The organism is Caloramator sp. mosi_1, assembly GCF_028622835.1.
Lineage (GTDB): Bacteria > Bacillota > Clostridia > Clostridiales > Caloramatoraceae > Thermobrachium.
Genome location: NZ_CP117677.1, coordinates 371,381 through 392,661 on the forward strand (window position 1 = coordinate 371,381; position 21,281 = coordinate 392,661).

The window sequence follows — 21,281 nt, forward strand, 5'->3', positions numbered from 1 at the left end:
ATATTATGCCATAAAAATATGTTGGAGACAATTGATTTATATGAATAAAGTGTAAAAATAATAAATAAAAGAGCTGTTTTGTTACGTACTAATAACATAACAGCTCTTTTTACTTTTATTTATTTGTAAAAATCACATAATCGTATGGCTTAAGCTGGTATTTTTGAATACCATTTTCTGTTACTTCTACTACATTACCTTTGACTACTTTATTAAATCCATTTTTACTACTAAATCCTTATCTATCAATATGTTTTCTTCCCTTATATTTACAATTATTAGTCTCTTTTCACCTTTATAATCCCTTATAAAGGAAGCAGCAAGCGGTATAGTATCAAAGGGTACTATATCTCCATATTTCATAACATCATCATTTAATCTAAACTTTATAAAATCTCTATAGAAATTAAGCAGTGAATTTGGATCCTGGTCCTGTTCCTCAACAGATGGAGAATATTCTCCAACATTGTGTTTTATTAATTCCCACTTTGTTTGGCCCTGTCCTGTTGTTTTGTACCATTTAAATGGTTCTCTTATCTCTTCATCTGGCTTATGCCCCTTCATTCCTATCTCTTCACCATAGTATATAAATGGGTTTCCTGGTAGACTTAGATAAATAGCAGCTGCTGCTTTATTTTTTCAACACTATCTAACTTTGACATAACCCTATCTATGTCGTGATTTGTTAAAAATGGTGCATCCACATAGTCTTTATATGTTGATTTATATGTGTCATACGTATGCTTTATTCTTTGAGATAGTTTTGTAGAAAAACCTGTGTTTACTGCTTCTATAATTTTATCTGCCATATTAAAGTTGAAACAAGAATCAAAGGCTGTAAAGAATGGTGCTATCTTTGACTCTGAGTCCCAAACTTCGCCTACTATATAGACATCGTTTTTAACACCTCTCACATAATCTGAAAACTCCTGCCACCAGTCAACAGTGTCCTTAAACCTTTTCCCTTCATATATATGAAGAGCAGCGTCTATTCTAAATCCATCAACACCTTTATCTATCCAAAACTTCGCTGCGTCCTTTATCTCTTTTCTTACCTTCTTGTTATCAAAGTTTAAGTCTGGCATCTCTGACCAGAAGGTAGCATAATAATAGTTTTTGCTGTCCTTTGTATGCCAAGCTTTTGCCCAATGCCTGATAATTCTCTTAGATTTGTATCCTTACCAGACCATATATAATAATCTTTGTATTTTCTGTCTCCTTTTAATGCCTTCTCAAACCACGGATGTTTGCTACTTGTATGATTTGGAACAAAGTCTAATATTATTTTTATACCATTATCGTGGGCCTTTTTAATTAGATTTTCAAAATCCTCCATTGTACCAAAATCCTTATTTATACCTTTATAGTCTGTTACATCATAACCGTGGTAACTTGGTGATGGATATATAGGATTTAACCAAATTGCATTGGCTCCTAAGCTTTTTATGTAGTCTAATTTTTCAGCAACTCCCTTTAAATCTCCTATTCCATCTCCATCTGAATCGTAGAAGGACCTAACAAAAATCTGATAAACAACCAAGCCCTCCTGTTTTGTTCTTGGTGCAATCGTTTGCTCTTTTTAAAAAAGCACCCTACACTTGTTAGTAGAGCAGCCAGTACTAAAAATAATGCCAGTAATCGTTTCTTCATATTTTTCTCCCCTGTTATATAAATTTATTAATTTTAACATCTCTTCATCCGGTGCAATATATCCTGCCCTTTTTCCACCCTTGTTGTACATAAAAACATACCTTTTATCTTCACAATTCCAAGGAATATAAATTTCCTTTTTGTTCCTTCTGAAACCTTTAAATCCTTTTCACTACCAAAGGCTTCAAATTCTTTAACATCAATGTCTAATAAAGTTTTTCTTTTTGTTTATTGTATATCACATCTATTTGAAGGTTACCATTTGTAAATATATATTCATATTCTCTATACTGCTTATTTCTCAAAATAGTCATAAGATAAGCAATTAAAATTAAAAATACTGTAATTGTAAGTATAGTTTTATTAAATGTTATTAGGGTAAAAAATAAAGATATTGCGGCAATAACAGCGAACACATAAATCAAAGCATTGAATAGACCATATACTGTATTTTTTCAGTACCTAAATGCTGTTCATAGAACTTGTCCATCTAAATTACCTCCCAAGTTTTACAATCTTCGTAAATATTATATCATATAAATAAAAGAATACCTGCAAAATTAAAAATAAAAATAATGTAATATTTTTTATAGGTCTTGTAATACTTACTGAAAATATATTTCCATTAACCATATATATTAGAAATAATATAGAATTAAACCATAAAAACTTAAATAGTCTTTTCTCATTATTATTAAGGGATGATAATTCTATAAAATAATTTATTATTGGATAGATGCCAAAAAACTATATATAATCCAACAAAGGCTATTAAACCCTAAAACGTGAAGTAAAACTAAAGAATAAAAGTAAGAAATAAATCCATAACTTACTCCACATTTTTTATTGGATATGATACAATAAAGGTTGTTATCAATATAAATATTAAATTTAAAAATGATGTAGTATTTAGTTTTTGCATAAAAAGCATAACTAAGGTAACTATTGTACCAGCTAAAATGGATATATATAAATCTCTTCTCATAGTCTACACCCTTAATCTAAAATTATTAAAAATATTAATAATATTTTACAATAATTTAAATAAAATTTCTATACTTTATTTTGGAGGAATAAAAATGAAGGAGATAGAAGTTAAAGTGTTAGATGTTGATTTAGATAGTATAAAGAAAAAGTTGAAATGCATTGGTGCAGAAAAAGTAAAGAAAGAAAATCAAAAAATTTCTTTTTAATCTACCAAATGGCGAAAATGGTTATGTTAGGATAAGGATTATAGAAGATTTAATGAATAATAAACAAAAAGTAACTCTTTGCATTAAAAAGATATTTAAAACAGATTTTGCAAGGCAAAATATCGAACACGAATTTGAAGTGTCTGATTTTAATGAATGCCTAAATTTTTGAAGGAATTAGGTATAAAGGATTTTAAAAGAGAAGACAAACATAGAGAAAGCTATATGTTAAAGGATGTATTAATAGAATTTGATACTTGGGATAAAGAAGTATTCCCTATGCCATATATAGAAATTGAGGCCCCAAATATTGAGGCCTTAGAAAATACAATCCTTCTTTTAAATATACCAAAGGATAAAATAACTTCAAAGGGACTTTTAGAAATCAAAAGAGATATGGGGTTACTTTAATAATAGCAAAATTGCTGGGATGGTTATTACAGATAAAATCGTAGATAAAAAACAACCTTTGATGCATATTCTGCATTTCCACCATATTTTTCTGCCATTATAACCGTATTTGCTGCTGCCGGCATTGCAGTTATTATTACTGGAATGCTTAAATAAAAATCCTTTAACCCAATAAAATTTAATATAAAATAAACAGCTAATGGAATGAAAATCAACCTAACAAAGGAGCCAAAGTATACCGAAAACCCTTCAAAAATTGACTTTATCCTTGCATCTGCTAATGTAGAACCAATTATTATCATTGAAAGAGGGGTTGTCATTGAGCCTACTATTTCTAATGTTTTTATAATCGGTGCTGGAAGGCTAATTGAAAATAAAAATATAATTAAACCAATAAAAACTGAAACTATACCAGGATTTAATACAGCCTTCCTTAGATTTTCTTTATTACCTCTGCCTGAAAATATGAAGACACCTGCTGTCCATATCAATATATTGAAGGGAATATTGAAAAGAGCTGCATAAAAAGTCCTATTTTACCATATATACTCTCTACGACTGGGTATCCCATAAAACCACAGTTTGAAAAAACCGTTACAAACCATAAAACCTTTCTTTCATCCTCTTTAAATCCTTTATAAAGAATATTTCCTATTACAAGTAGTACTATATGAATTAGGGTTGAAGTCAAAAATAATTTCATCCCTAAATTAAACATATCCTTTGAAAACTTAAAATTAAAGGATGCTACAATCATAAAGGGTAGTGTAACATTAAGCAAAAGTTCTGATAAGCTTTTATTTACCTTTGGGTCAATAAAACCCTTTTTCTTGAAATATAACCTACTACCATAATTAAAAACAGAACTATTACTTGCGTTATAATTGTATTCATATTAATCCTCCTAATTTCTCTCCGCATTATTTATTAATATTTCGTATAAAGGCTGATTAAACTTATTTAGTGCAATTGGTTTTAAATTTTTATCCGTAAACCCGTGTACTGTGTAGCCCTCTGCTAAAAGTGTTTCTCCTCTATACACTTTATATCCAAACTTAATCTTGACCCTTGAAACCTCTAAAATAGTTGCTTCTATCTCAACTAAATCATCATAATAGGAAGGGCTTTTATATCTTACGTTTACCTCTACTACAGGAAGCATAAGTCCTATTTCTTCTAAATGCCTGTAATCAAAACCTAAATTTCTCAACAGTTCTGTTCTCCCTACATCAAACCATACTATATAATTTGAATGATAAACAATTCCCATCCTGTCTGTTTCTTTATACCTTACTCTAAACTTTGTTCTCATACAAACCACTCCCTTGTATAACAACTTTTAAATTGTATATATTTAAAACTCAAAATAATTTTATACCCTCATTATATAATTTATCATAGTTTTTATTAAAAAATATAACAAAAATCACTTTTAAACGTAAATTTACAAAATCAATAAATATTTTTATACTAAATATAAGGAGTGTGATAATATGTACGGGGCTGTTAGAGCAAAAATTGATAAAAACCTTAAACTTGAAAGTATGTTGATTTATGCTATTGAGGATGAATACCTTGCAAGAACTGAGTATGAGCTTGCCTTAAAGGCACTTGGAAATGAAAAACCCTTTAACAGCATTATTAATTCTGAAGTTCATCATATAAATTGGATTAAGGAACTTATGCAAAAATACAATGTAGATATTCCTGAAGATAAATCTTTAGACTATTTAAAGGAGCCTTCCTCATTGGAGGAAGCCCTTGAATACGGCATACACGCTGAAATTGAGAACATAGATATGTATGAGAGGTTTTTATCTCTTGATATTCCAGATGATGTGAGAACAGTTTTTAAGAAATTAAGGGACGCTTCAAAGGGACATCTATTGGTGCTTAAAAACAGAAAAGAATCATTATAAAAGTAATCTAAGGGTTGTCTTTTGACAACCCTTAGTATTTAAAGCTTTATAATGCTTAGCACATCCTTTAGTTTATTTGCACCTTCAAGGTTTTGGTCAGAAATTTCCTTTACTCCATCTACAGCAGCAACAATGTTTTGAGTTTTTGTTGCGATATTTTCAGTTCCTACTGCACCTTCATTTACTGTCTTTGCAACATCACTTATTGCTCTTGCAATGTCTGAAACAGCTTCCGTTGCTTCCTTAACCTGCATCTTTACTTCTTCCATATAGTTGTATATAGTGTCTGCATCCATATTATACTGTTCACCAACCACTATAAAGGCATTATAGTCATTTGTAACCTTTTCCTCAATAAAACCAAGTATATCTTGGCTACTCTTTGCAAGGTTTCTAACTGATACATTTACCATATCAACAACCTTTTGTATATTTGAAGCAATTTTTGAGGATTCTTCAGCCAGCTTTCTTACTTCATCTGCAACTACTGCAAACCCTCTTCCTGCTTCTCCTGCACGTGCTGCCTCTATTGCGGCATTTAGGGCAAGTAGATTTGTTTGAGATGTTATTGCAATTATTGTATCTGCCAACTCATTTATCTTTTCTACCTTCTTAGATTCCTCTATTGCCTCTTCAAGATCCTTCTTAACATTACTATATATGTTTAGAGCATTTTCCTTTGAAGCTTTTACATCTGAATCTATCATTAATGCTCTTTCCTTTATTTCTTCTGTATATCTTGTAACCTGTTCTACTCTTTCTCTTATTTTTCAACATTTGATAATATCGTATCAGATGTTGCTGTAACCTCCTCTGTTGCTGCTGATGTTTCCTCCATACCCGCTGCAAGTTCCTCTGTTGTTGCCATATTGTCTTCTGCTTCTGACTTTAGCATTTCTACAGTATTTGATACTTTAAAGGCATTATCCTTAATAATATCTGAAACATCCATAATCTTTCCTACTATGTCCCTTAATTGAACTCTTAGATTTGCAACGGCATTTGCAATAAAACCAACTTCGCCCTTGTATTTTAATAGGTCTTCATACTCTTTCTTATACTCAAGTTCAAACTTTGACGTTTCATCAATTAATTTTACAATCTTCTTTAATGGTCTTGTTATTCTTTCAACAAATATATAACATAATACTACTGCAAGTAATCCTAATACTCAAAAATTAATATAAGCTTTCTTATTAATGAATTTATTGGTGCTACTGCTTCTTCCTCATCAACTGTTGTTACTACAATCCATCCTGTCTTATTTGAAAAGTCATAGCCTGCAATTTTATTTATTCCATTATAAGTATATTTTATTGTATTTCTATCAACCTTCTGGTTAGATTTTAGTTTCTCAAGCAAATTTTTTACAGCATCATTTTGAACTGGTTTACCAATCTTTTCTTTATCCTTATGATATATAATTTTACCTGTTGTATCTACAACATAGGTATATCCAGATTTTAATCCCGCAACGCCTTCATCCTTTAAAAATTTTGAAAAGCTGATACATTTTACTGCACTTGTAACAAATCCTTTTATATTCCCCTCTATTATTACAGGATATGTTACAGCTACAACTAATTCTCCTGTTGATTTTGAAACTAAAACTTCACTTATAACAGGAGCTTTTTGTTTATTGTATCCTTTGTATACTGTCTGTCTTGTACACTTTTTCCTATTAAATTTCTATCACTGTCTGCCAATATTGTACCATTTACATCGGCAAGAAATATATGTTCGCTATTTCCTACATCCTTAACATAATTATCAAAAATTCTACTTAAACCCTCAACGCTTCCTTGTCCTTGTAAAACAGCCTTAACATCACTTGAGGAGGCAAGTCCGTGTAATTCTGAAATCTCTTTTTCTAATAGTACGTCAATCTTTTCAACCTCATTTGATGAAATATTTAAAATCTCTCCATTTAACCTCTTTATAAAATAGTCATTAACCCCCTTATAGGATAACAAACCCATAACTACGATGCTTGTTACAAATATTGATAGCACGAATAAGGATATTCGTTTTCCCATCGTCATTCTGCAATTCCTCCTTTGAAGTTATTATATATCAGTTATCGTATTTAATATTAAAAACTTAACAAGTTTTTGTATAATAATTTGTTAATTAATTTTTATTTTAAAAATTATTTTACCATTTTTGTCTAACATATACCATCTCTACCAGTTATTTCTCTTATATTTATTAAAATTTAACTCATAATATAATTAGAAGGGAGGCTTTACTTATGGTTAGAAAAAGTAGAAAAGGTATTGTAGGCAAGGCTCTTCCTACTATGTCTAAAAGATACAGAATAGGTGAAGGAATTGATTTTATAAAGGAAAAACTTAAAATGGAGTAGGCGTTGCCTACTCCATTATTTTACTTCAACCTCTAAAACATCATAGTAATTGAAAATTGTATAATAAAGCTTTTTTGTTTTTCATCGTATAAAAATGAGTTTATATATGGTATATCTTCGACTATTGTAGTTATTTTGTTTGTAGTAAGATCTAAACAGTTAATTTTACATTTTCCGTTATCTTCTGTGTAAACAAAAATATTTTTTCTTCAGTTGATAAATATCCCTCAAAAAATTTGAAATCATTATATATCATACTTTCTTCTTTAGTTTCTAAATTGTAGATACGTAAATCATTATTAGTAGTAGAATATAATACATATTTATTATTTAAATGTAAAATTTCAGATACATATATATTATTTTCAATTTTTTCTGTTTTGTTTGTTTTAGTATCTAAAATAAACATATTGGTTCCATCTGTAATGTCATTGTTTATTTTGTAATAACATATTTTACTATCTTTTATATTTAAAACCCACACATTATCTAAAACTCTTTCTACTGTGGTGTTACTTATTTTATACAGATTTTTAACTGAATAAATATAGCAATCTTCTCCATCAACAAAAACCTATTTACAATTAGGTTTGTAACTAAGTGGGGCATATTTTCATCTAACGTATATAACTGAACTCCATAAAAATACAAATTACCTTCAAAAATCTTTAAATTATTAGCACTTGTATCATCTATCAAAGTTTTTAAATTTTTACCTCCACCCTTTGAATCTAATTTACATTCAATTATTTTATCATATTCTAAATAGTATATTTTGTTATTTATTTTTACCATTCTATGTCCTTGTATTGCTTCTACTTCTTTTTACTTGGGATATAATATAAATCTGGCTTTATTTCTGGACATTCATATTTCTTTTTACTTTTTATGTCATATATATATTTTTGATTATTTTCCTCTAAAAACTCAAAATTACCATATACAATTTTATTAACCTTTATCTCCTCTTTTGGATTTTTACCGTTTAAATCAACACTCATAAGTAATTTTTTATTATTTTCATTACAAAAAGTATAATAGTATATTCTATTGTTTAATATTTTTGCCAATTCAACTGTATTATCTGAAGATGCCAAATCCCAAAGTTTTTCAAAATTTTTATTATAGCACGTTATTTTGATATTTCCTGTAGATGTATAAAAACATCCATTATAAAACATAATGTAAGTAATATTATCATTTAAAGTATATGTTTTATAGTTTTTATTATCTATATTCATTCTCATATAAAAGATTTCCTGCCTCAGCATAATAATAATAAATTATATTGCCCATATACAAAAATTAGTAGGATATATCTTTAAATCTACAGTGTTTTTGTTCGCAATATCAAATATTTTTACACTCTTGCTTTTACTATCAATATAAGCAATTTTGCCATCGACGATTTGAAACTCATTACAATTATCTAACAGTTTTTCTATTGATTTTTTCTTTGGTTCTAATCTAAATAAAGTATTTTTATCATCTCTAAAATAAACAATATCCCTATAAGCATCAACTTGTTCTACCCAATTTTTGTAATTCTCTCTAATGATTTGTACTTTGTATTATAAGCATATAAACAAAAGTCTTCATATTGAATAAATGGTATAAAATATATAGTATCTCCAACCTTAACCTGATTTTTTATTGTATTAGTATAATATTCCTCTTGTTTTAATATTTTAGTCTTAATTTGATATTTAAAAACCTGCATTTTTGGTGTTAAAACATTTTTTATACTTTTACCAAAAAAGCTAAATAAAAATCCTATCAATAGTATACAAGCTAAGATATAGTATAACCTCTCTATTTTCTTTCCTTTATTATCCATATTTTCACCCCCTTTTCAATATAATATCATATTGTTCCATAAATACAAATATTTTGTATAAAAATTTCAGATTGTTGACAAACATAAAAGATGCATTGATTATGAAATTGCCCCTTGAAAGTTTTTCAAATTGGCATATTTCATAAGCTTTAGCAAGTGTATCTTTAGACTTTGAAAAAGTCCTAAATTCGGCACACGATGTGCCGAGCCGAGCGGCCCTCAAGGATGAGGGCATCGCGAGGGCAGGACTTTTTAGAACAAAGTATTCCCAGGAAATAATATTTACATCTACTATAAAATGAGATAAAATTAATTTAAGCTGTTTTCAAGGACCTCCAAAACTTAAGGAGGTGTTTTTATGTCAATCGAGAATCATCCAGATTATACGCAAGAATCACAATTTTTAAGCTTTATTCTTGACTTTCTAAAAAATATCACAACTCACTTCTTACAGCAAAGGCTATTTTAAACAAAGAACTTTCAAGAGGTGTGGGCGACCCTAAGGACGACAGCAGTGACCCCTACATCAGTATGATAATCAACACTCAGCTTTCCGACACAATAGAGGAAAAATTAAAAAAGATAGAAAATGCACACAAAAAGCCATATTTTGCAAGGGTTGATTTCACAGAGGACGGCTCAAAAATCGTGAAAAACTCTATATAGGAAAGATGTCAGTACTTGATGATAAAAATTACAAACCAATAATAATCGACTGGAGGGCACCCATTGCAAACTTATATTATGAAGGACGTTTAGGTAAAGCACACTACGACTGCCCTGACGGTCGAATATACGGTGAAATCCATTTAAAAAGGCAGTATACAATTGAAGATGGTAAGCTGCTAAATATGTTTGATATTGATATAACCACAAACGATGAGTTTTTACAGGCCTTTCTTGGAGCAAATGCAGACAACAGATTAAAGGATATTGTCTCAACTATACAGGTTGAACAAAATAGAATAATAAGAGCCGATATGTGGAAACCTTTAATTGTCCAGGGGTCGCAGGAAGCGGAAAAACAACCATTGCACTCCACAGGATTGCCTATCTTATTTACAACTACGACAAGGACTTTGTTCCTGAAAACTATATGATTATTGCACCAAATAAGCTCTTTTAAATTATATTTCTGATGTTTTACCTGAACTTGGTGTCAATAGAGTTAAACAGACAACTTATGAAGAATTTGCCTTTGAGGTTCTTGAAAAGAAGGTAAAAGTAAAGGATGTAAATAACAAGCTTTCGCACTTAGTAAATCTTTTAGATGAAAAGGAAAAAGAAATAATAATTGAGGCAACTAAGTTTAAAACATCAAAGGAATTTATGGATACATTAAATCTTTACTTAAAGGATTTAGAGAAAAGGATTATACCTGAAAATTCCTTTAAAATTGGTAAAATCGAACTTTATTCCTATGAGGACATACAAGAACTGTTTTTAAAAAATTATTATGACCTTCCTTTTCTAAAAAGGTTAAATGAAATAAAAAACATCTGCAAAATAAAGCAAAATTAAAAAAGGATGAACTTATTGAAAGACTAAACAAAATTTCTGATTTAGAGGTCAATAAAATAAAAACAACTATATTAGACACAGAAGAAAGAAGGATTAAACTAACTGAAATATATAATAAACGAGATGAACTAATAACCAAGGTAAATGATTTTGTTAAAAACGGTGCACATAATTTTATTAAAGAAATAATAGTAAAAACTCCCTTTGAATACTATGATGAATTTTTATCAAGTAATATATTTAAAGAAGAGGCCATTAAACATATAAGCCTTGATGCCTATGAATATTTAGTACGTTCCTATAAAGAAAATATCTCTACAAATATGTATGAGTATGAAGATTTAGCTCCTCTTCTCTATATAAAGTATTTTACTTTGGGACTCAGCGAAAAAATAAAGGTTAAACATATTGTGATAGATGAAGCACAGGATTTTAGTGTTCTTCAACTTTATGTTTTAAAAAATATAATAAAGGACAGTTCCTTTACAATTCTTGGAGACTTAAATCAAGGCATACACTACTATCGAGGTGTTAGAGATTGGAGTGAAATCAGAAGCATTGTTTTTAATAATTCGGCTAACTACCTTACACTTGAGCAAACCTACAGAACAAGTATAGAGATTATGGATGTTGCAAACAAAGTAATATCCCATATAAAAGATTCTCAAGTTCAAATTGGAAAACCTGTTATAAGACACGGTGAGAAGGTAAAGGTTAAAAGGTTAAGCTGTACAAAAGAAGTGGTTGATGATATTCTGGTTAAAATAGAAGATCTTAAAAAATCAAATATCAACACAATGGCTATTATAGGAAAAACAATGGAGGAATGTAAAGAAATCCACAAACTATTAAAAAAGAAGGGAATTGAATTTAAGCTAATTACTGGAAGTGAAAAGGAATATTCTGCAAAACAAGTAATTGTTCCTTCTTATCTTTCAAAGGGGCTTGAGTTTGATGCTGTTTTTATTCCTAATGCCAATAAAAATTTATACAAGAACAATGAGCTTGATATAAAACTTCTTTATGTTGCTCTTACAAGGCCTCTTCATAGATTATATATATACACAATAGGCGAAGTTTGTGATATGCTAAAGGATATAGAATGTGTTGAGGGGAAGGAGTATGTTCTTTATAGGTATCTTTGGAGTTGAAGGCAAGGAAGAACATATAGGAGATTTAAATGGAAGAGTTTGTAAGGTATGTGGGCAGTACACAACCTATAGGGTATATAAAAGATATTCCTATTTTCATTTTTTCTTCATAAAATTGTTTAGGTTTGATGAACATTATTATGCCATTTCGAGATGCTGTAACAGAATATTTGAAATACAAAAGGAAGTTGGAAGAAAATTTGAACTCAAAGAAATATATGATATAGATGATAATGATTTAAAGGAAATATATAATCCTTATGCTGAAAAAGTATGTCCAAACTGCAAAAATTAATTAATCCAGAATATCCCTATTGCCCATTTTGTGGGACAAAATTAAATTAACTTAAAAAATCACTTTTCATTATCCTCCCTCATATAATGTACTAAAAAAGGGGGATATTTTATGCCAGAGCTTTGGGGTATTGTAGCAGTATTAGCAATACTTGTTGTATACTATTTCGTAAATAGAGAATATGCAAAAAATTAGCCCTTGAGTTTATGTTCTACGTTGAAAAAAGGCAGAAGAGCTTGCACTGTATGAAGGAAAAAGAAATTCTACTATGTTGTTTCCCAGTATGATAGGCTGCCTGCATTTGTAAAGGCAGTAATTACCCCAGATCAATTTGCACAAATGGTACAACAACTTTTTGATGAGGCTATAAGTAGGTTGGACGATAAAAATAGTTTTATCCCACCAGAAAAATAATAACACTAAATAAACTATAATAAATTCTTAAAACAGTACTAAATATCTTTTCTTAAATTGATAAAAAATTCTTCATCTACGCTAATATATACTAATGGAAAATTTATATAAACAAAGCCCCATTGAAGGATTTTATCATTTACAATTTCTAAGTAGTTCTCAACTTAGAAATATACTTTAAAATCCATTCTTGGGGCTTTTAAAAATCTTAATTTTAATTTAATATAACTATATAATTTGAATTATCTTTTATTCATCAAATCCTTATTTACATATAAAATAGAAATTTATATAAATTAGTCTAAACATATTAATATTAATTAATGAAACATTTTTTAAAATTAGTGTTGACAAATATAAAAATATATTATAGAATAAACTATGTCGAAGGGGTATAGCTCAATTGGTAGAGCAACGGTCTCCAAAACCGTAGGCTGTGGGTTCGATTCCTACTGCCCCTGCCATAAGGCCTAATCATACGATTAGGCCTTGTTTGTTTTTCTACTCCTTATAAGATTCTTTTATTCAGATACTCTTCTTCACTAATTTCTCCCTTTGCAAACTTTATGTTCAAAATTTCTATTGCTGAATTTGTTGAATTCTGTTTTTTATAAGACTTAAAGAGCATATATACCAAAAATACAAATAAAACTAAAAATACTAAGTCAACAATATGCATCCAAGGAAACAAAAACCTCCGTCTCCTAATCTTTCACAAAAACCTCTTGGTATACCACCAGCAAATGAATGTCGCATAACTAATCCCTACCTTTCAATTAAATATTTTTATTCAAATATTCCTCTTCGCTGATTTCTCCATCTATAAACTTTTTATCAAGAATTTCTATTGCTCTTTTGTTTGCTGCATTATTATTTTGATTTAAATAAAAAATTGCTATAGCTCCTAAACCTATTATAAGTAAATACATTTCATCACCTCCTCACCTTATTTATAGAATAAGCATTCTTTGTGGAGACATAGTGATAAAATGATTAATAAACTGTGAATTTATATTATAAAATTTTATTAATGCTTACATTATAATTTTCTAAATAAAAAACAGGCATTCTAATTATAGAATGCCTGCAGCTTTTAAACTTCAAATTTGCATTCAAATAGTTTTTCTACCTCTTTCTTCTCAACTGGTCGACTAAACAAATATCCCTGCATATAGTCGCATCCCTTAACCTTTAAGTAGTTGAACTGTTCTCTGTCTTCAATTCCCTCAACCACAACCTTTAAATTAAGCTGATGGGCTAAAAATGTTATTCCATCTAAAACTTCCTTTTTGCCTTCCTTCGCAAACATTTTATCAATAAAGGTTTTATCAAGTTTAATATAATCAGCAGGAATAAAAGTTAAATAATTCAATGAGGAGTAACCTGTACCAAAATCATCTATTGCAATTTGAATTCCTACCTCTTTTAGCTGTTCTATTATATTTATATTTCTCTCTTTATCCTCCATCAATGCACTTTCTGTTATTTCTATCTTTAATAATTGTGGCTGTATTGAATAGTATTTTATTACTGATTTCAACTTATCTACAAAACCTTCATCTCTAAGCTGAACTGCAGAAACGTTTATTCCAATAGGTTTTACATCCATACCTTTATCAATCCACTCTCTTATTTGTCTTGCTACTTCATCTATTACGAAGTATCCAATATCTACAATAAGACCCGTTTCTTCTGCAACTGGAATAAACACAGCAGGTGATAGATTATGCTCCTTTAGTCTTATAAGAGCTTCAAAGGCGTGCACTTCTCCAGTTTTTGAACAAACCTGTGGTTGATATACCAATTTAAATCCATTATTTTTTATACACTCTAATAGTATCTTTTCAGTTTCTATTTTTTCTCAAGCTCCTCAATCATTTCATTACTAAAGAATACATACCTGTTTTTCCCTTCAGATTTTGCCTTATACATTGCAGTATCAGCATTTTTGATTATATCACTAACATTATTGCCATCATCAGGAACCAATGCTATACCTATACTTGTAGTTGTATATATGTTCTTTCCTATCACATCTATTCCTTCTCTTAAATCATCAATAATACTCTTAGAAAGTTCCCTTATTTCATTTATATCTGTAAAATGTCTTAAAAGAATTAAAAATTCATCTCCCCAAACCTTGCAACAAGTACATTATTATTAATATACCTTTTTAATATGGTTGCCACCTTTCTAAGCAATGCATCTCCTTTATCGTGCCCTAAGGTATCATTTACCTTCTTAAAATTATCCAAATCAAGCAATAGCACTGCAAACCTCTTGTGATTTATATTTCTTATTTCCTTTTCTAACTCCTCAATAAAATATCTTCTATTTGGCAAATCTGTTAGTGTATCATAATAGGCAAGATATTTTATGTTATCTTCGTATTCTTTACGTTCAGTTATATCCATCATAGCACCTGATATTATCTTTTCTTCACCTTTTAAATTTATCGCTCTTCCTTTAATATACATCCACCTTATTATTCCAAATCCAGTTTTAACCCTTATTTCACACTCTATACAGCTTCTTCTTCCTTCTATATGATCCTTATATGCTGAATATAATACGTCTTTGTCTTCCTCAAGTACAATTTCATCTATTAACTCTCTAATCTTTATCTCCTTAAAGTCATAACCTATAAGCGTTTTAAACTGTTCGGATAGGTATAGTATATCGTCCTTAGTATTCCATTCAAATATACCATTCTTTCCAGCCTCAAGGGCTATTCTATACCTCTCTTCACTAATCCTTAGCTGCTCTTCAGAATTAATTAAATTATCATATTGAACTCTTAATTCTTCTTCTGTTGCTGCAAGCTCTTCATAGAGTGCCTCAAGCTCATCATAATTATTTTTTAATCTATTTATCATACTATTGTATGCCTTACTTAAACTTCCAAATTCGTCTTTACCGTTATATATAAACTGATGTTCTAATGTTCCTTCTTCAGTAGCCTTCATTGCATTCATAAGATTGGTAAGTGGTGTTGTAATGGTTTCTGAAAATCTTATCCCAAAACGTATAGACAATACTAAAAAGGTAATTAAAAGAAGTAAAGATAGTATTGTTATATTCCTTGAAACTGAAAGTATTTCCTCTAAATCCTGTGCTACAACAATCAGCCATCCTGTTGACTTCATATACTTTAATGCCATAAACTTTTTATTTCCTCTATATTCATATATACCACTATATTCATCTATTTTTTCACCATTGTTTATTCTTTCTATTAAGCTGTTTAACAATTCATTTTCTACTTTTGTCCCAATCCTCTCTAAATCTGGGTGATATAATATTATACTATTTAAATCAACTATATAAGTATACCTATTTTTGCCTACTTCATAATTTAAAAATTTTAATCCTATCTCATCTATATCAAAATATGCACAAAATACACCTATTAAATTTTTATCTACGTCAGACAAAACTGGAACAGATACAAGCAGTTTAGAATGGTATTTATCTGTATAAATTGGTTTCATAAATACTTTATCTTTATTTAAATTTTTTATTATATCTGAATGTATTGTATTAGATATATACTGCCTATCGTCTGTATCTAATAGTATTTTACCATCAAGTGCTAATATTACAGATTTATACTTTAACTTAGGCTTTAATAGAAAATTTCTATACTCAGATAAATAACTCATACTTTCTATTTCGCTTTTATTTTTTATATATTCATAGGCTTGCTGTCTACTTATTTCATCCCTTTTACTATAAAATCCTTTATCTTTTTATTTTGTGCTATATCCTCTATTTCACTGGAAAAGATGCTTAATATAACAGATATATTTTCTGCTTCTACTGTAACTATATCACTTATTTTTGATTTGTTTATTTCAATAAGTTGTCTTGATGAATAATAATAAATAGAAACCGTTAATATAATAAGTGGTATAGATACAAGTAATGCCAAAAATATAGGCAACTTTTTCTTTATATACAAGGAAACTCCTCCTTTTTATCCTAATTTGCCCTATCATTATAACATATTTCTTCAACATTTTATGTTTTTCGACATTATTTTTATCGTTATTTTTTCGTAAAACTTTAATACAAAGAAAAGGTGAAATGCTAATTCCATTATATGGCAATTCACATTTCACCTGGGTGGCACTTTTATATCAGTTTCATATTTCCCTTTGCATCATATTCAACTTTAATTTGATTGGAAAGCCTATAGGATTTATTATTTCTCTCAAATCCTTCATCATCCCCAACATACCAAGATAAAAATACATCTTCTCCTTTTGGATTCTTTATTATTCTTCCAGTATATAAACCTTCTTTATTACCGCATAAAACAATATTGTCTGATAAAGGCTTGAATTCGCCCGACAAACTATCAGAAACAAAGTATAATACCCCTGTCTGTGGTTCTAATGGATAGATTTCTTTAATGTACTCAGGGTTATACCATTCCTTTTTACTGCAAATATCATATACCATTTGCCATTGTGTTTGTGTAAAGACGGAACCTCCATATCGGTAAATATATGAGGTGATGTTGCTGGAGGCATAACTTCCCAATTAATTAAATCCTTTGATCTTGCTCTTCCTATGCACCCTCTATATTTTGGATGTCCATTTTTATCCCTTGCTGTAAAAATGCATAGTACATTTTTTCATCTTCATCATATACAACAAATGGGTCTCTACATCCCTCGTGTTTATTATATGCATCCTGCTGCTTCTCATAATATCTTTCATCAGCAACTATAACAGGATTTCCTTGTACTTTTCCCAATTTATCAAATCCTTAGATATTGCAACCCCTATTCTTTGAGTATGTCCAACATAACCATCTTCAACTATATCCCTTTTACATCTTGATGTATAAAACATATAATAAGTATCATCTTTTTTATAGTACAACCCGTCCAAATTGAAACACTGTCCCAATCATCCTCTAAATCCGACGCTTTTAATACAGTGCCTTTATATTCCCAATTTATTAAGTCCTTTGATACTGCATACCCAACTGAAGAATTTCTATGCCTGCTATGGGAGTCTTCATTTAACGGTGCCTCTAAATGGAATAAATGATAAACCCCATTTTCTTCATATATCCAAAAATCCCATAAAAACTTTCCTTCTGGTGCATAAAGCTTCATTTTTTCACCTCTTTAGTATTTCAAGTACTTCATCTAATGTAGGAAGTGCAGACATTGCTCCCTTTTTAGAAACAGCACAAGCACCACATACATTAGCTATCTTTGCAAAATATTTTATGTCTTCTATTGTAATTTCATCAAAATCCTTTCCACAACTTGTAATTGCATAAAGGATTCCAGCAATAAAAGCATCTCCAGCACCTGTTGTGTCAACTACCTCTACTTTAAATCCATCTATTTTTTCTATATAACCTTTGTAACTTAGTAATACGCCCTCTTTTCCTAATGTCACAAGTATTAATTTTATATCATATCTTTTTAACTCTTCTAAAGCTTCCTTTATATCACTTTTACCCGTTAAAAATCTTATTTCTTCATCCGATACCTTTAAAATATCAACCTCATTTAATATTTCAAAAACAGTATCTTTTGCCTTCTTTTCATTTTCCCATAAATTCAATCTTAAATTTGGATCAAAGGATATATACATTCCTTTTTCTTTTGCAATTTTAATTGCTTTTATTGTCGCCTTTTTAGAGCCTTCACTTATCATTGATATTGTACCAAAGTGAAGTATTTTATATCCTTCAAGCATTTCTTCTTTTATATCTTCTTCCCTCAAAAGACTATCTGCACTTGGATTTACATAAAATTCAAAGCTTCTCTCTCCATTTTCATCTAATGTTACAAGTACAATACCTGTGTGTGCTTCTTCTGTAAATATCATATTTTTAGTTGACACATTAAAACCATCCAATACACCCTTTAAGTATCTTCCTAAACTATCGTTGCCAACCTTTCCTATAAACCCAGCATTACCTCCAAGCCTTGAAACCCCAGCTGCTACATTTGCTGGGGCTCCTCCAGGATTCTTTTGATATGTCATATTATTATCTATTGGTATAAAATCAATCAAAACTTCTCCAAGTGTAACAACACCCTTCATTTTATCACCTACTTTTAATTTTCTGTTTGTTTATCTTCAAATCCTATAACATAAGTTGATATAAAAGCTGAAGCAAAAGCTATGACCATACCTACTAAATAATTAATCATAGATGACGTTTGAACAATAGCTGTACCTGGAATACCAGTAACACCTACCGCTGTCATCGCAACCTTAGTAGCAACAACATATGCTCCACCTAATGCCCCTCCTATTGCTGCTGCAATAAATGGCTTCATAAGTCTTAAATTAACTCCAAATATAGCAGCTTCAGTAATTCCAAGCAGACAGGAGGTTGCTGCAGGAAGTGCTATAGACTTCATTTTTGCATTTTTGTTTTAAAATATACAGCAAAGGCTGCTCCACCTTGTGCTACATTTGCCATTGACCATATTGGTAATAATAAATTTGCACCAACATTCTTTATAAGTTCAGCTTCTATTGCGTGGAAACTATGATGAATTCCTGTTATTACTATTGTTGAATATAATCCGCCGAAAATTAACCCTGCTAATGCACCAACGCTATTGTAGGCAAAATTTAATACAAAGGATATACCCTCACCAATAATTCTACCTACAGGTCCTATAACGGTTAATGATATAAATCCTGTTATCATTATTGTTAAAAACGGAGTTAAAAGTATATCTAAAACTTCTGGAACTATTTTTCTTATATTTCTTTCTACTATTCCTAATATCCATACTGCAATAAGTATTGGTAAAACAGTTCCTTGATATCCTACCATTGCAACATTTAAACCAAATACATTAATTGTTCTTTCAATTCCCCACCAACTGTCCAAGCATTTTGAAGTGCAGGGTGTATTAAAATTCCACCAAGGGCTGCAGCTAAAAATGGATTAGCACCAAACTCCTTTGCTGCACTAAAGGCAACTAATATTGGTAAAAATACAAAGGCTGCATTTGAAAACATATCAACAAGTATAAATAGACCACTTTCTGGATTAACCAAATTAAATGTTTTAAACATTCCTAAAAGTCCCATTAGAAGTCCACTTGCAACTATCGTTGGTATAATTGGAACAAATATATTTGATAAAATCCTTGCAAGTTTTTGAATAGGGTTCATCTTTTGCATAGAATCCTTCTTTAAATCACTGGTTGAAGATTCCTTTAAATCAGCTATTTTTATTAGTTCCTTATATACTTTATTTACAAAACCTTGTCCAAGTATTATTTGAAATTGTCCTATATTAGAGAACACTCCTTTAACTTCCTCAAGTTTTTCAAGTTCCTCAATGTTTACCTTAGACTCATCCTTTAAAACCATTCTAAGTCTTGTGGCACAGTGAGCCGCACTGATAATATTATCCTTTCCACCAACAAGTTCAAGTATTTTTGAGCATATTCTCTATGATCCATATATTTCCTCCTCAACTATTTTAAAATTCAAATTTAGTCCCGGGCACTAAATCTAATTTTTATTAAACAAAAAGACCCAAAGCACCAGTAGTTAAATCTACCGTTACTTTGGGTCTTGCCTGCATTACCAGTAACAATCCCTAAATATTTGTTTGTATATTTATAATATAAAAATTTTTGAACTTGTCAAGCAGAATTTATAATTCTCTGAATGTGCAGTGAAATATAGGCTATCTCTTCTTCAGGTATATTATATTCATATTCATCATTTATATGCTGTTGTATTTGTTTTGCAATATTATATGCCTTTGAATATTTTGTTTTAATTACTTCAAATAATTCTGCATCTATACCAAAGGTCTTTTCTCTATTAATAATTCTTTTTAACGCAAAGTGAAAATGGGTTTTTAATCTTTGATAGGAAATAGATGCTTCATCAATTTTTATATTTAGGTTTGCTTCTATAATTTTTGTCATATCCTTAATAATAGACGCTATATCCATTGTTACAGTTATATCTCTATAGTTATTCTTTGCAGTATGAATGTGCAGTGCAATAAAACCTATCTCATCTTCAGGAATTTCAATATTAAGTTTTTGTTTGATATACTCTTTTGCCCAAATACCTATTTTGAATTCATCGAAATAGAGGGATCTTATCTCCTCAAGAAGCTTATTTTTTATTATAATTCCCTTTTAAATCTTTCAAAGGCAAAAGCTAAGTGGTCAGTTAATGCAATATAAATATGTGGATTTAATTCAACATTTAATTTATTTTCTGCATAACGAATAATATTCTCTGCAACATCTACATACTCTTGAGGAAAGCTTTTTACTATTTCTTCAAATTTTTCATATTCGCTTTTATCTTCCATAACAAAGACTTTCTCTATTTTAGTCTTATCGACTATATCATTTATTTTCTTTTGAAAACCAATACCAGAACCTATAACAATTTTTTCTACACCCTTATCACTTACAAGGAGAGTATTGTTATTAAGAATTTTCTTAATTTTCATTTTATCCTCCTCATACTTCTTATGTACTACAAAATATTATATCACA

At 29.6% G+C, this 21,281-nt stretch carries 33 protein-coding genes, 1 tRNA gene and 5 pseudogenes; 8 read left to right on the plus strand and 31 right to left on the minus strand.

All coding sequences use genetic code 11. From position 1 onward, the window contains the following. Positions 1-204: 204 nt before the first annotated feature. From PL321_RS20770 to PL321_RS02660, 5 genes and pseudogenes are all read right to left on the minus strand, one after another. Positions 205-1,085, minus strand: a pseudogene (locus tag PL321_RS20770) (alpha-amylase family glycosyl hydrolase). Further along, positions 1,073-1,540, minus strand: a complete 468-nt coding sequence (locus PL321_RS02645; protein ID WP_273963366.1) for an alpha-amylase family glycosyl hydrolase — start codon at positions 1,538-1,540, stop codon at positions 1,073-1,075. The pseudogene PL321_RS20770 and the gene PL321_RS02645 overlap by 13 nt, the downstream one beginning before the upstream one ends. A 39-nt stretch (positions 1,541-1,579) precedes the next feature. After that, positions 1,580-1,741 carry a hypothetical protein gene (locus PL321_RS02650; RefSeq protein WP_273963367.1) on the minus strand — a complete coding sequence of 54 codons (162 nt, stop codon included), beginning with the start codon at positions 1,739-1,741 and terminating at the stop codon, positions 1,580-1,582. Between the two features lie 115 nt (positions 1,742-1,856). Continuing rightward, positions 1,857-2,066, minus strand: coding sequence for a hypothetical protein (locus PL321_RS02655; RefSeq protein ID WP_273963368.1), 210 nt, complete (start codon positions 2,064-2,066; stop codon positions 1,857-1,859). Positions 2,067-2,479: 413 nt separating this feature from the next. Beyond that, on the minus strand, positions 2,480-2,635 hold the full coding sequence (locus PL321_RS02660; protein ID WP_273963369.1) for a hypothetical protein: 156 nt from the start codon (positions 2,633-2,635) through the stop codon (positions 2,480-2,482). A 376-nt stretch (positions 2,636-3,011) separates the two neighbouring features. Here PL321_RS02660 and PL321_RS02665 point away from each other — a divergent pair, with 376 nt between their 5' ends. Further along, on the plus strand, positions 3,012-3,254 hold the full coding sequence (locus tag PL321_RS02665) for a hypothetical protein (RefSeq protein ID WP_273963370.1): 243 nt from the start codon (positions 3,012-3,014) through the stop codon (positions 3,252-3,254). Positions 3,255-3,280: 26 nt separating this feature from the next. Here PL321_RS02665 and PL321_RS02670 read toward each other — a convergent pair whose 3' ends face one another. From PL321_RS02670 to PL321_RS02680, 3 genes are all read right to left on the minus strand, one after another. After that, positions 3,281-3,745: an AEC family transporter gene (locus PL321_RS02670; protein WP_273963371.1), complete on the minus strand. Its 465-nt coding sequence runs from the start codon at positions 3,743-3,745 to the stop codon at positions 3,281-3,283. Continuing rightward, a complete protein-coding gene (locus PL321_RS02675; RefSeq protein ID WP_273963372.1) occupies positions 3,742-4,035 on the minus strand; it encodes an AEC family transporter in 294 nt (97 codons plus the stop codon). The genes PL321_RS02670 and PL321_RS02675 overlap by 4 nt, the downstream gene beginning before the upstream one ends. 123 nt (positions 4,036-4,158) lie before the next feature. Further along, positions 4,159-4,566: an acyl-CoA thioesterase gene (locus PL321_RS02680; RefSeq protein ID WP_273963373.1), complete on the minus strand. Its 408-nt coding sequence runs from the start codon at positions 4,564-4,566 to the stop codon at positions 4,159-4,161. 181 nt (positions 4,567-4,747) lie between these two features. Here PL321_RS02680 and PL321_RS02685 point away from each other — a divergent pair, with 181 nt between their 5' ends. Further along, a complete protein-coding gene (locus PL321_RS02685) occupies positions 4,748-5,173 on the plus strand; it encodes a ferritin-like domain-containing protein (RefSeq protein WP_273963374.1) in 426 nt (141 codons plus the stop codon). Between the two features lie 38 nt (positions 5,174-5,211). On the opposite strand, the gene PL321_RS02690 is transcribed toward PL321_RS02685, so the two are convergent. The 8 genes from PL321_RS02690 to PL321_RS02725 form a co-directional block, all read right to left on the minus strand. Beyond that, the gene (locus PL321_RS02690) at positions 5,212-5,880 is read right to left on the minus strand and encodes a methyl-accepting chemotaxis protein (RefSeq protein ID WP_273963376.1); all 669 of its coding nucleotides are present in this window, start codon (positions 5,878-5,880) and stop codon (positions 5,212-5,214) included. A gap of 56 nt (positions 5,881-5,936) precedes the next feature. Then, complete coding sequence (locus PL321_RS02695; RefSeq protein ID WP_273963378.1) at positions 5,937-6,125, minus strand: hypothetical protein; 189 nt, start codon at positions 6,123-6,125, stop codon at positions 5,937-5,939. A gap of 212 nt (positions 6,126-6,337) precedes the next feature. Then, the gene (locus PL321_RS02700; protein ID WP_273964358.1) at positions 6,338-6,793 is read right to left on the minus strand and encodes a cache domain-containing protein; all 456 of its coding nucleotides are present in this window, start codon (positions 6,791-6,793) and stop codon (positions 6,338-6,340) included. Continuing rightward, positions 6,790-7,215 carry a hypothetical protein gene (locus tag PL321_RS02705; RefSeq protein WP_273963379.1) on the minus strand — a complete coding sequence of 142 codons (426 nt, stop codon included), beginning with the start codon at positions 7,213-7,215 and terminating at the stop codon, positions 6,790-6,792. Before PL321_RS02705 ends, PL321_RS02700 begins: the two co-directional genes overlap by 4 nt. Before the next feature lie 474 nt (positions 7,216-7,689). After that, positions 7,690-8,022 (minus strand): hypothetical protein, encoded by a 333-nt coding sequence (locus tag PL321_RS02710; protein ID WP_273963380.1) that lies wholly within the window; start codon positions 8,020-8,022, stop codon positions 7,690-7,692. 32 nt (positions 8,023-8,054) lie between these two features. Then, positions 8,055-8,333 carry a hypothetical protein gene (locus PL321_RS02715; RefSeq protein ID WP_273963382.1) on the minus strand — a complete coding sequence of 93 codons (279 nt, stop codon included), beginning with the start codon at positions 8,331-8,333 and terminating at the stop codon, positions 8,055-8,057. 20 nt (positions 8,334-8,353) lie between these two features. Beyond that, entirely contained in the window at positions 8,354-8,785 is a 432-nt protein-coding gene (locus PL321_RS02720; RefSeq protein ID WP_273963383.1) for a hypothetical protein, read from the minus strand. Positions 8,786-9,066: 281 nt separating this feature from the next. Further along, on the minus strand, positions 9,067-9,375 hold the full coding sequence (locus PL321_RS02725) for a hypothetical protein (protein ID WP_273963384.1): 309 nt from the start codon (positions 9,373-9,375) through the stop codon (positions 9,067-9,069). 489 nt (positions 9,376-9,864) lie between these two features. On the opposite strand from PL321_RS02725, the gene PL321_RS02730 reads away from it, so the two are divergent. From PL321_RS02730 to PL321_RS02755, 6 genes are all read left to right on the plus strand, one after another. Then, positions 9,865-10,041: a hypothetical protein gene (locus PL321_RS02730; RefSeq protein ID WP_273963385.1), complete on the plus strand. Its 177-nt coding sequence runs from the start codon at positions 9,865-9,867 to the stop codon at positions 10,039-10,041. 5 nt (positions 10,042-10,046) lie between these two features. Further along, a complete protein-coding gene (locus tag PL321_RS02735; RefSeq protein WP_273963386.1) occupies positions 10,047-10,475 on the plus strand; it encodes a hypothetical protein in 429 nt (142 codons plus the stop codon). A gap of 229 nt (positions 10,476-10,704) precedes the next feature. Beyond that, positions 10,705-10,896: a hypothetical protein gene (locus tag PL321_RS02740; RefSeq protein WP_273963387.1), complete on the plus strand. Its 192-nt coding sequence runs from the start codon at positions 10,705-10,707 to the stop codon at positions 10,894-10,896. A 107-nt stretch (positions 10,897-11,003) separates the two neighbouring features. Beyond that, positions 11,004-12,047, plus strand: coding sequence for a 3'-5' exonuclease (locus PL321_RS02745; RefSeq protein WP_337961039.1), 1,044 nt, complete (start codon positions 11,004-11,006; stop codon positions 12,045-12,047). Further along, a complete protein-coding gene (locus PL321_RS02750; protein ID WP_273963388.1) occupies positions 12,019-12,342 on the plus strand; it encodes a zinc-ribbon domain-containing protein in 324 nt (107 codons plus the stop codon). Before PL321_RS02745 ends, PL321_RS02750 begins: the two co-directional genes overlap by 29 nt. Before the next feature lie 802 nt (positions 12,343-13,144). Continuing rightward, positions 13,145-13,220, plus strand: a tRNA-Trp gene (locus tag PL321_RS02755). Between the two features lie 44 nt (positions 13,221-13,264). Here PL321_RS02755 and PL321_RS02760 read toward each other — a convergent pair. From PL321_RS02760 to PL321_RS02830, 15 genes and pseudogenes are all read right to left on the minus strand, one after another. Next, positions 13,265-13,447, minus strand: coding sequence for an SHOCT domain-containing protein (locus PL321_RS02760; protein WP_273963389.1), 183 nt, complete (start codon positions 13,445-13,447; stop codon positions 13,265-13,267). An 85-nt stretch (positions 13,448-13,532) separates the two neighbouring features. After that, the gene (locus PL321_RS02765) at positions 13,533-13,685 is read right to left on the minus strand and encodes a hypothetical protein (protein ID WP_273963390.1); all 153 of its coding nucleotides are present in this window, start codon (positions 13,683-13,685) and stop codon (positions 13,533-13,535) included. 164 nt (positions 13,686-13,849) lie between these two features. Beyond that, positions 13,850-14,611: a putative bifunctional diguanylate cyclase/phosphodiesterase gene (locus PL321_RS02770; protein ID WP_337961040.1), complete on the minus strand. Its 762-nt coding sequence runs from the start codon at positions 14,609-14,611 to the stop codon at positions 13,850-13,852. After that, positions 14,608-16,418: pseudogene (locus tag PL321_RS02780) on the minus strand (diguanylate cyclase domain-containing protein). Before PL321_RS02780 ends, PL321_RS02770 begins: the two are co-directional and overlap by 4 nt. Positions 16,419-16,468: 50 nt before the next feature. After that, a complete protein-coding gene (locus PL321_RS02785) occupies positions 16,469-16,717 on the minus strand; it encodes a hypothetical protein (protein ID WP_273963392.1) in 249 nt (82 codons plus the stop codon). 173 nt (positions 16,718-16,890) lie between these two features. After that, on the minus strand, positions 16,891-17,220 hold the full coding sequence (locus tag PL321_RS02790) for a hypothetical protein (protein ID WP_273963393.1): 330 nt from the start codon (positions 17,218-17,220) through the stop codon (positions 16,891-16,893). Between the two features lie 109 nt (positions 17,221-17,329). Continuing rightward, positions 17,330-17,518: a hypothetical protein gene (locus tag PL321_RS02795; RefSeq protein ID WP_273963394.1), complete on the minus strand. Its 189-nt coding sequence runs from the start codon at positions 17,516-17,518 to the stop codon at positions 17,330-17,332. After that, positions 17,488-17,616 (minus strand): hypothetical protein, encoded by a 129-nt coding sequence (locus PL321_RS02800; RefSeq protein WP_273963395.1) that lies wholly within the window; start codon positions 17,614-17,616, stop codon positions 17,488-17,490. The genes PL321_RS02795 and PL321_RS02800 overlap by 31 nt, the downstream gene beginning before the upstream one ends. Then, on the minus strand, positions 17,583-17,885 hold the full coding sequence (locus tag PL321_RS02805) for a hypothetical protein (RefSeq protein ID WP_273963397.1): 303 nt from the start codon (positions 17,883-17,885) through the stop codon (positions 17,583-17,585). The genes PL321_RS02800 and PL321_RS02805 overlap by 34 nt, the downstream gene beginning before the upstream one ends. 4 nt (positions 17,886-17,889) lie before the next feature. Continuing rightward, positions 17,890-18,831 carry an aminoimidazole riboside kinase gene (locus PL321_RS02810; RefSeq protein ID WP_273963398.1) on the minus strand — a complete coding sequence of 314 codons (942 nt, stop codon included), beginning with the start codon at positions 18,829-18,831 and terminating at the stop codon, positions 17,890-17,892. A gap of 14 nt (positions 18,832-18,845) precedes the next feature. After that, positions 18,846-19,579, minus strand: a pseudogene (locus PL321_RS20775) (PTS transporter subunit EIIC). Positions 19,580-19,587: 8 nt separating this feature from the next. Next, positions 19,588-20,124: a glucose PTS transporter subunit EIIB gene (locus PL321_RS02820; protein ID WP_273963399.1), complete on the minus strand. Its 537-nt coding sequence runs from the start codon at positions 20,122-20,124 to the stop codon at positions 19,588-19,590. Positions 20,125-20,139: 15 nt separating this feature from the next. After that, a pseudogene (locus PL321_RS20780) lies at positions 20,140-20,202 on the minus strand (PTS transporter subunit EIIB); the annotation flags it as partial. 200 nt (positions 20,203-20,402) lie between these two features. Next, positions 20,403-20,720: a PRD domain-containing protein gene (locus PL321_RS02825; protein ID WP_273963400.1), complete on the minus strand. Its 318-nt coding sequence runs from the start codon at positions 20,718-20,720 to the stop codon at positions 20,403-20,405. Positions 20,721-20,813: 93 nt separating this feature from the next. Further along, positions 20,814-21,235, minus strand: a pseudogene (locus PL321_RS02830) (CAT RNA binding domain-containing protein); the annotation flags it as partial. Between the last annotated feature and the right edge of the window lie 46 nt (positions 21,236-21,281).

Excerpts from the sequence above, each read along its gene's own strand:
- PL321_RS02650 (WP_273963367.1), bottom strand. The coding sequence starts at position 1,741 with ATGTACAACAAGGGTGGAAAAAGGGCAGGATATATTGCACCGGATGAA.
- PL321_RS02660 (WP_273963369.1), bottom strand. The coding sequence starts at position 2,635 with ATGAGAAGAGATTTATATATATCCATTTTAGCTGGTACAATAGTTACC.
- PL321_RS02680 (WP_273963373.1), bottom strand. The coding sequence starts at position 4,566 with ATGAGAACAAAGTTTAGAGTAAGGTATAAAGAAACAGACAGGATGGGA.
- PL321_RS02685 (WP_273963374.1), top strand. The coding sequence starts at position 4,748 with ATGTACGGGGCTGTTAGAGCAAAAATTGATAAAAACCTTAAACTTGAA.
- PL321_RS02690 (WP_273963376.1), bottom strand. The coding sequence starts at position 5,880 with ATGATAGATTCAGATGTAAAAGCTTCAAAGGAAAATGCTCTAAACATA.
- PL321_RS02695 (WP_273963378.1), bottom strand. The coding sequence starts at position 6,125 with ATGGATGTTTCAGATATTATTAAGGATAATGCCTTTAAAGTATCAAAT.
- PL321_RS02705 (WP_273963379.1), bottom strand. The coding sequence starts at position 7,215 with ATGACGATGGGAAAACGAATATCCTTATTCGTGCTATCAATATTTGTA.
- PL321_RS02715 (WP_273963382.1), bottom strand. The coding sequence starts at position 8,333 with ATGGTAAAAATAAATAACAAAATATACTATTTAGAATATGATAAAATA.
- PL321_RS02720 (WP_273963383.1), bottom strand. The coding sequence starts at position 8,785 with ATGAGAATGAATATAGATAATAAAAACTATAAAACATATACTTTAAAT.
- PL321_RS02725 (WP_273963384.1), bottom strand. The coding sequence starts at position 9,375 with ATGGATAATAAAGGAAAGAAAATAGAGAGGTTATACTATATCTTAGCT.
- PL321_RS02735 (WP_273963386.1), top strand. The coding sequence starts at position 10,047 with ATGTCAGTACTTGATGATAAAAATTACAAACCAATAATAATCGACTGG.
- PL321_RS02740 (WP_273963387.1), top strand. The coding sequence starts at position 10,705 with ATGGATACATTAAATCTTTACTTAAAGGATTTAGAGAAAAGGATTATA.
- PL321_RS02750 (WP_273963388.1), top strand. The coding sequence starts at position 12,019 with ATGTTCTTTATAGGTATCTTTGGAGTTGAAGGCAAGGAAGAACATATA.
- PL321_RS02765 (WP_273963390.1), bottom strand. The coding sequence starts at position 13,685 with ATGTATTTACTTATAATAGGTTTAGGAGCTATAGCAATTTTTTATTTA.
- PL321_RS02790 (WP_273963393.1), bottom strand. The coding sequence starts at position 17,220 with ATGGTATATGATATTTGCAGTAAAAAGGAATGGTATAACCCTGAGTAC.
- PL321_RS02800 (WP_273963395.1), bottom strand. The coding sequence starts at position 17,616 with ATGTTTTATACATCAAGATGTAAAAGGGATATAGTTGAAGATGGTTAT.
- PL321_RS02805 (WP_273963397.1), bottom strand. The coding sequence starts at position 17,885 with ATGAAGCTTTATGCACCAGAAGGAAAGTTTTTATGGGATTTTTGGATA.
- PL321_RS02810 (WP_273963398.1), bottom strand. The coding sequence starts at position 18,831 with ATGAAGGGTGTTGTTACACTTGGAGAAGTTTTGATTGATTTTATACCA.
- PL321_RS02820 (WP_273963399.1), bottom strand. The coding sequence starts at position 20,124 with ATGGTTTTAAAGGATGAGTCTAAGGTAAACATTGAGGAACTTGAAAAA.
- PL321_RS02825 (WP_273963400.1), bottom strand. The coding sequence starts at position 20,720 with ATGGATATAGCGTCTATTATTAAGGATATGACAAAAATTATAGAAGCA.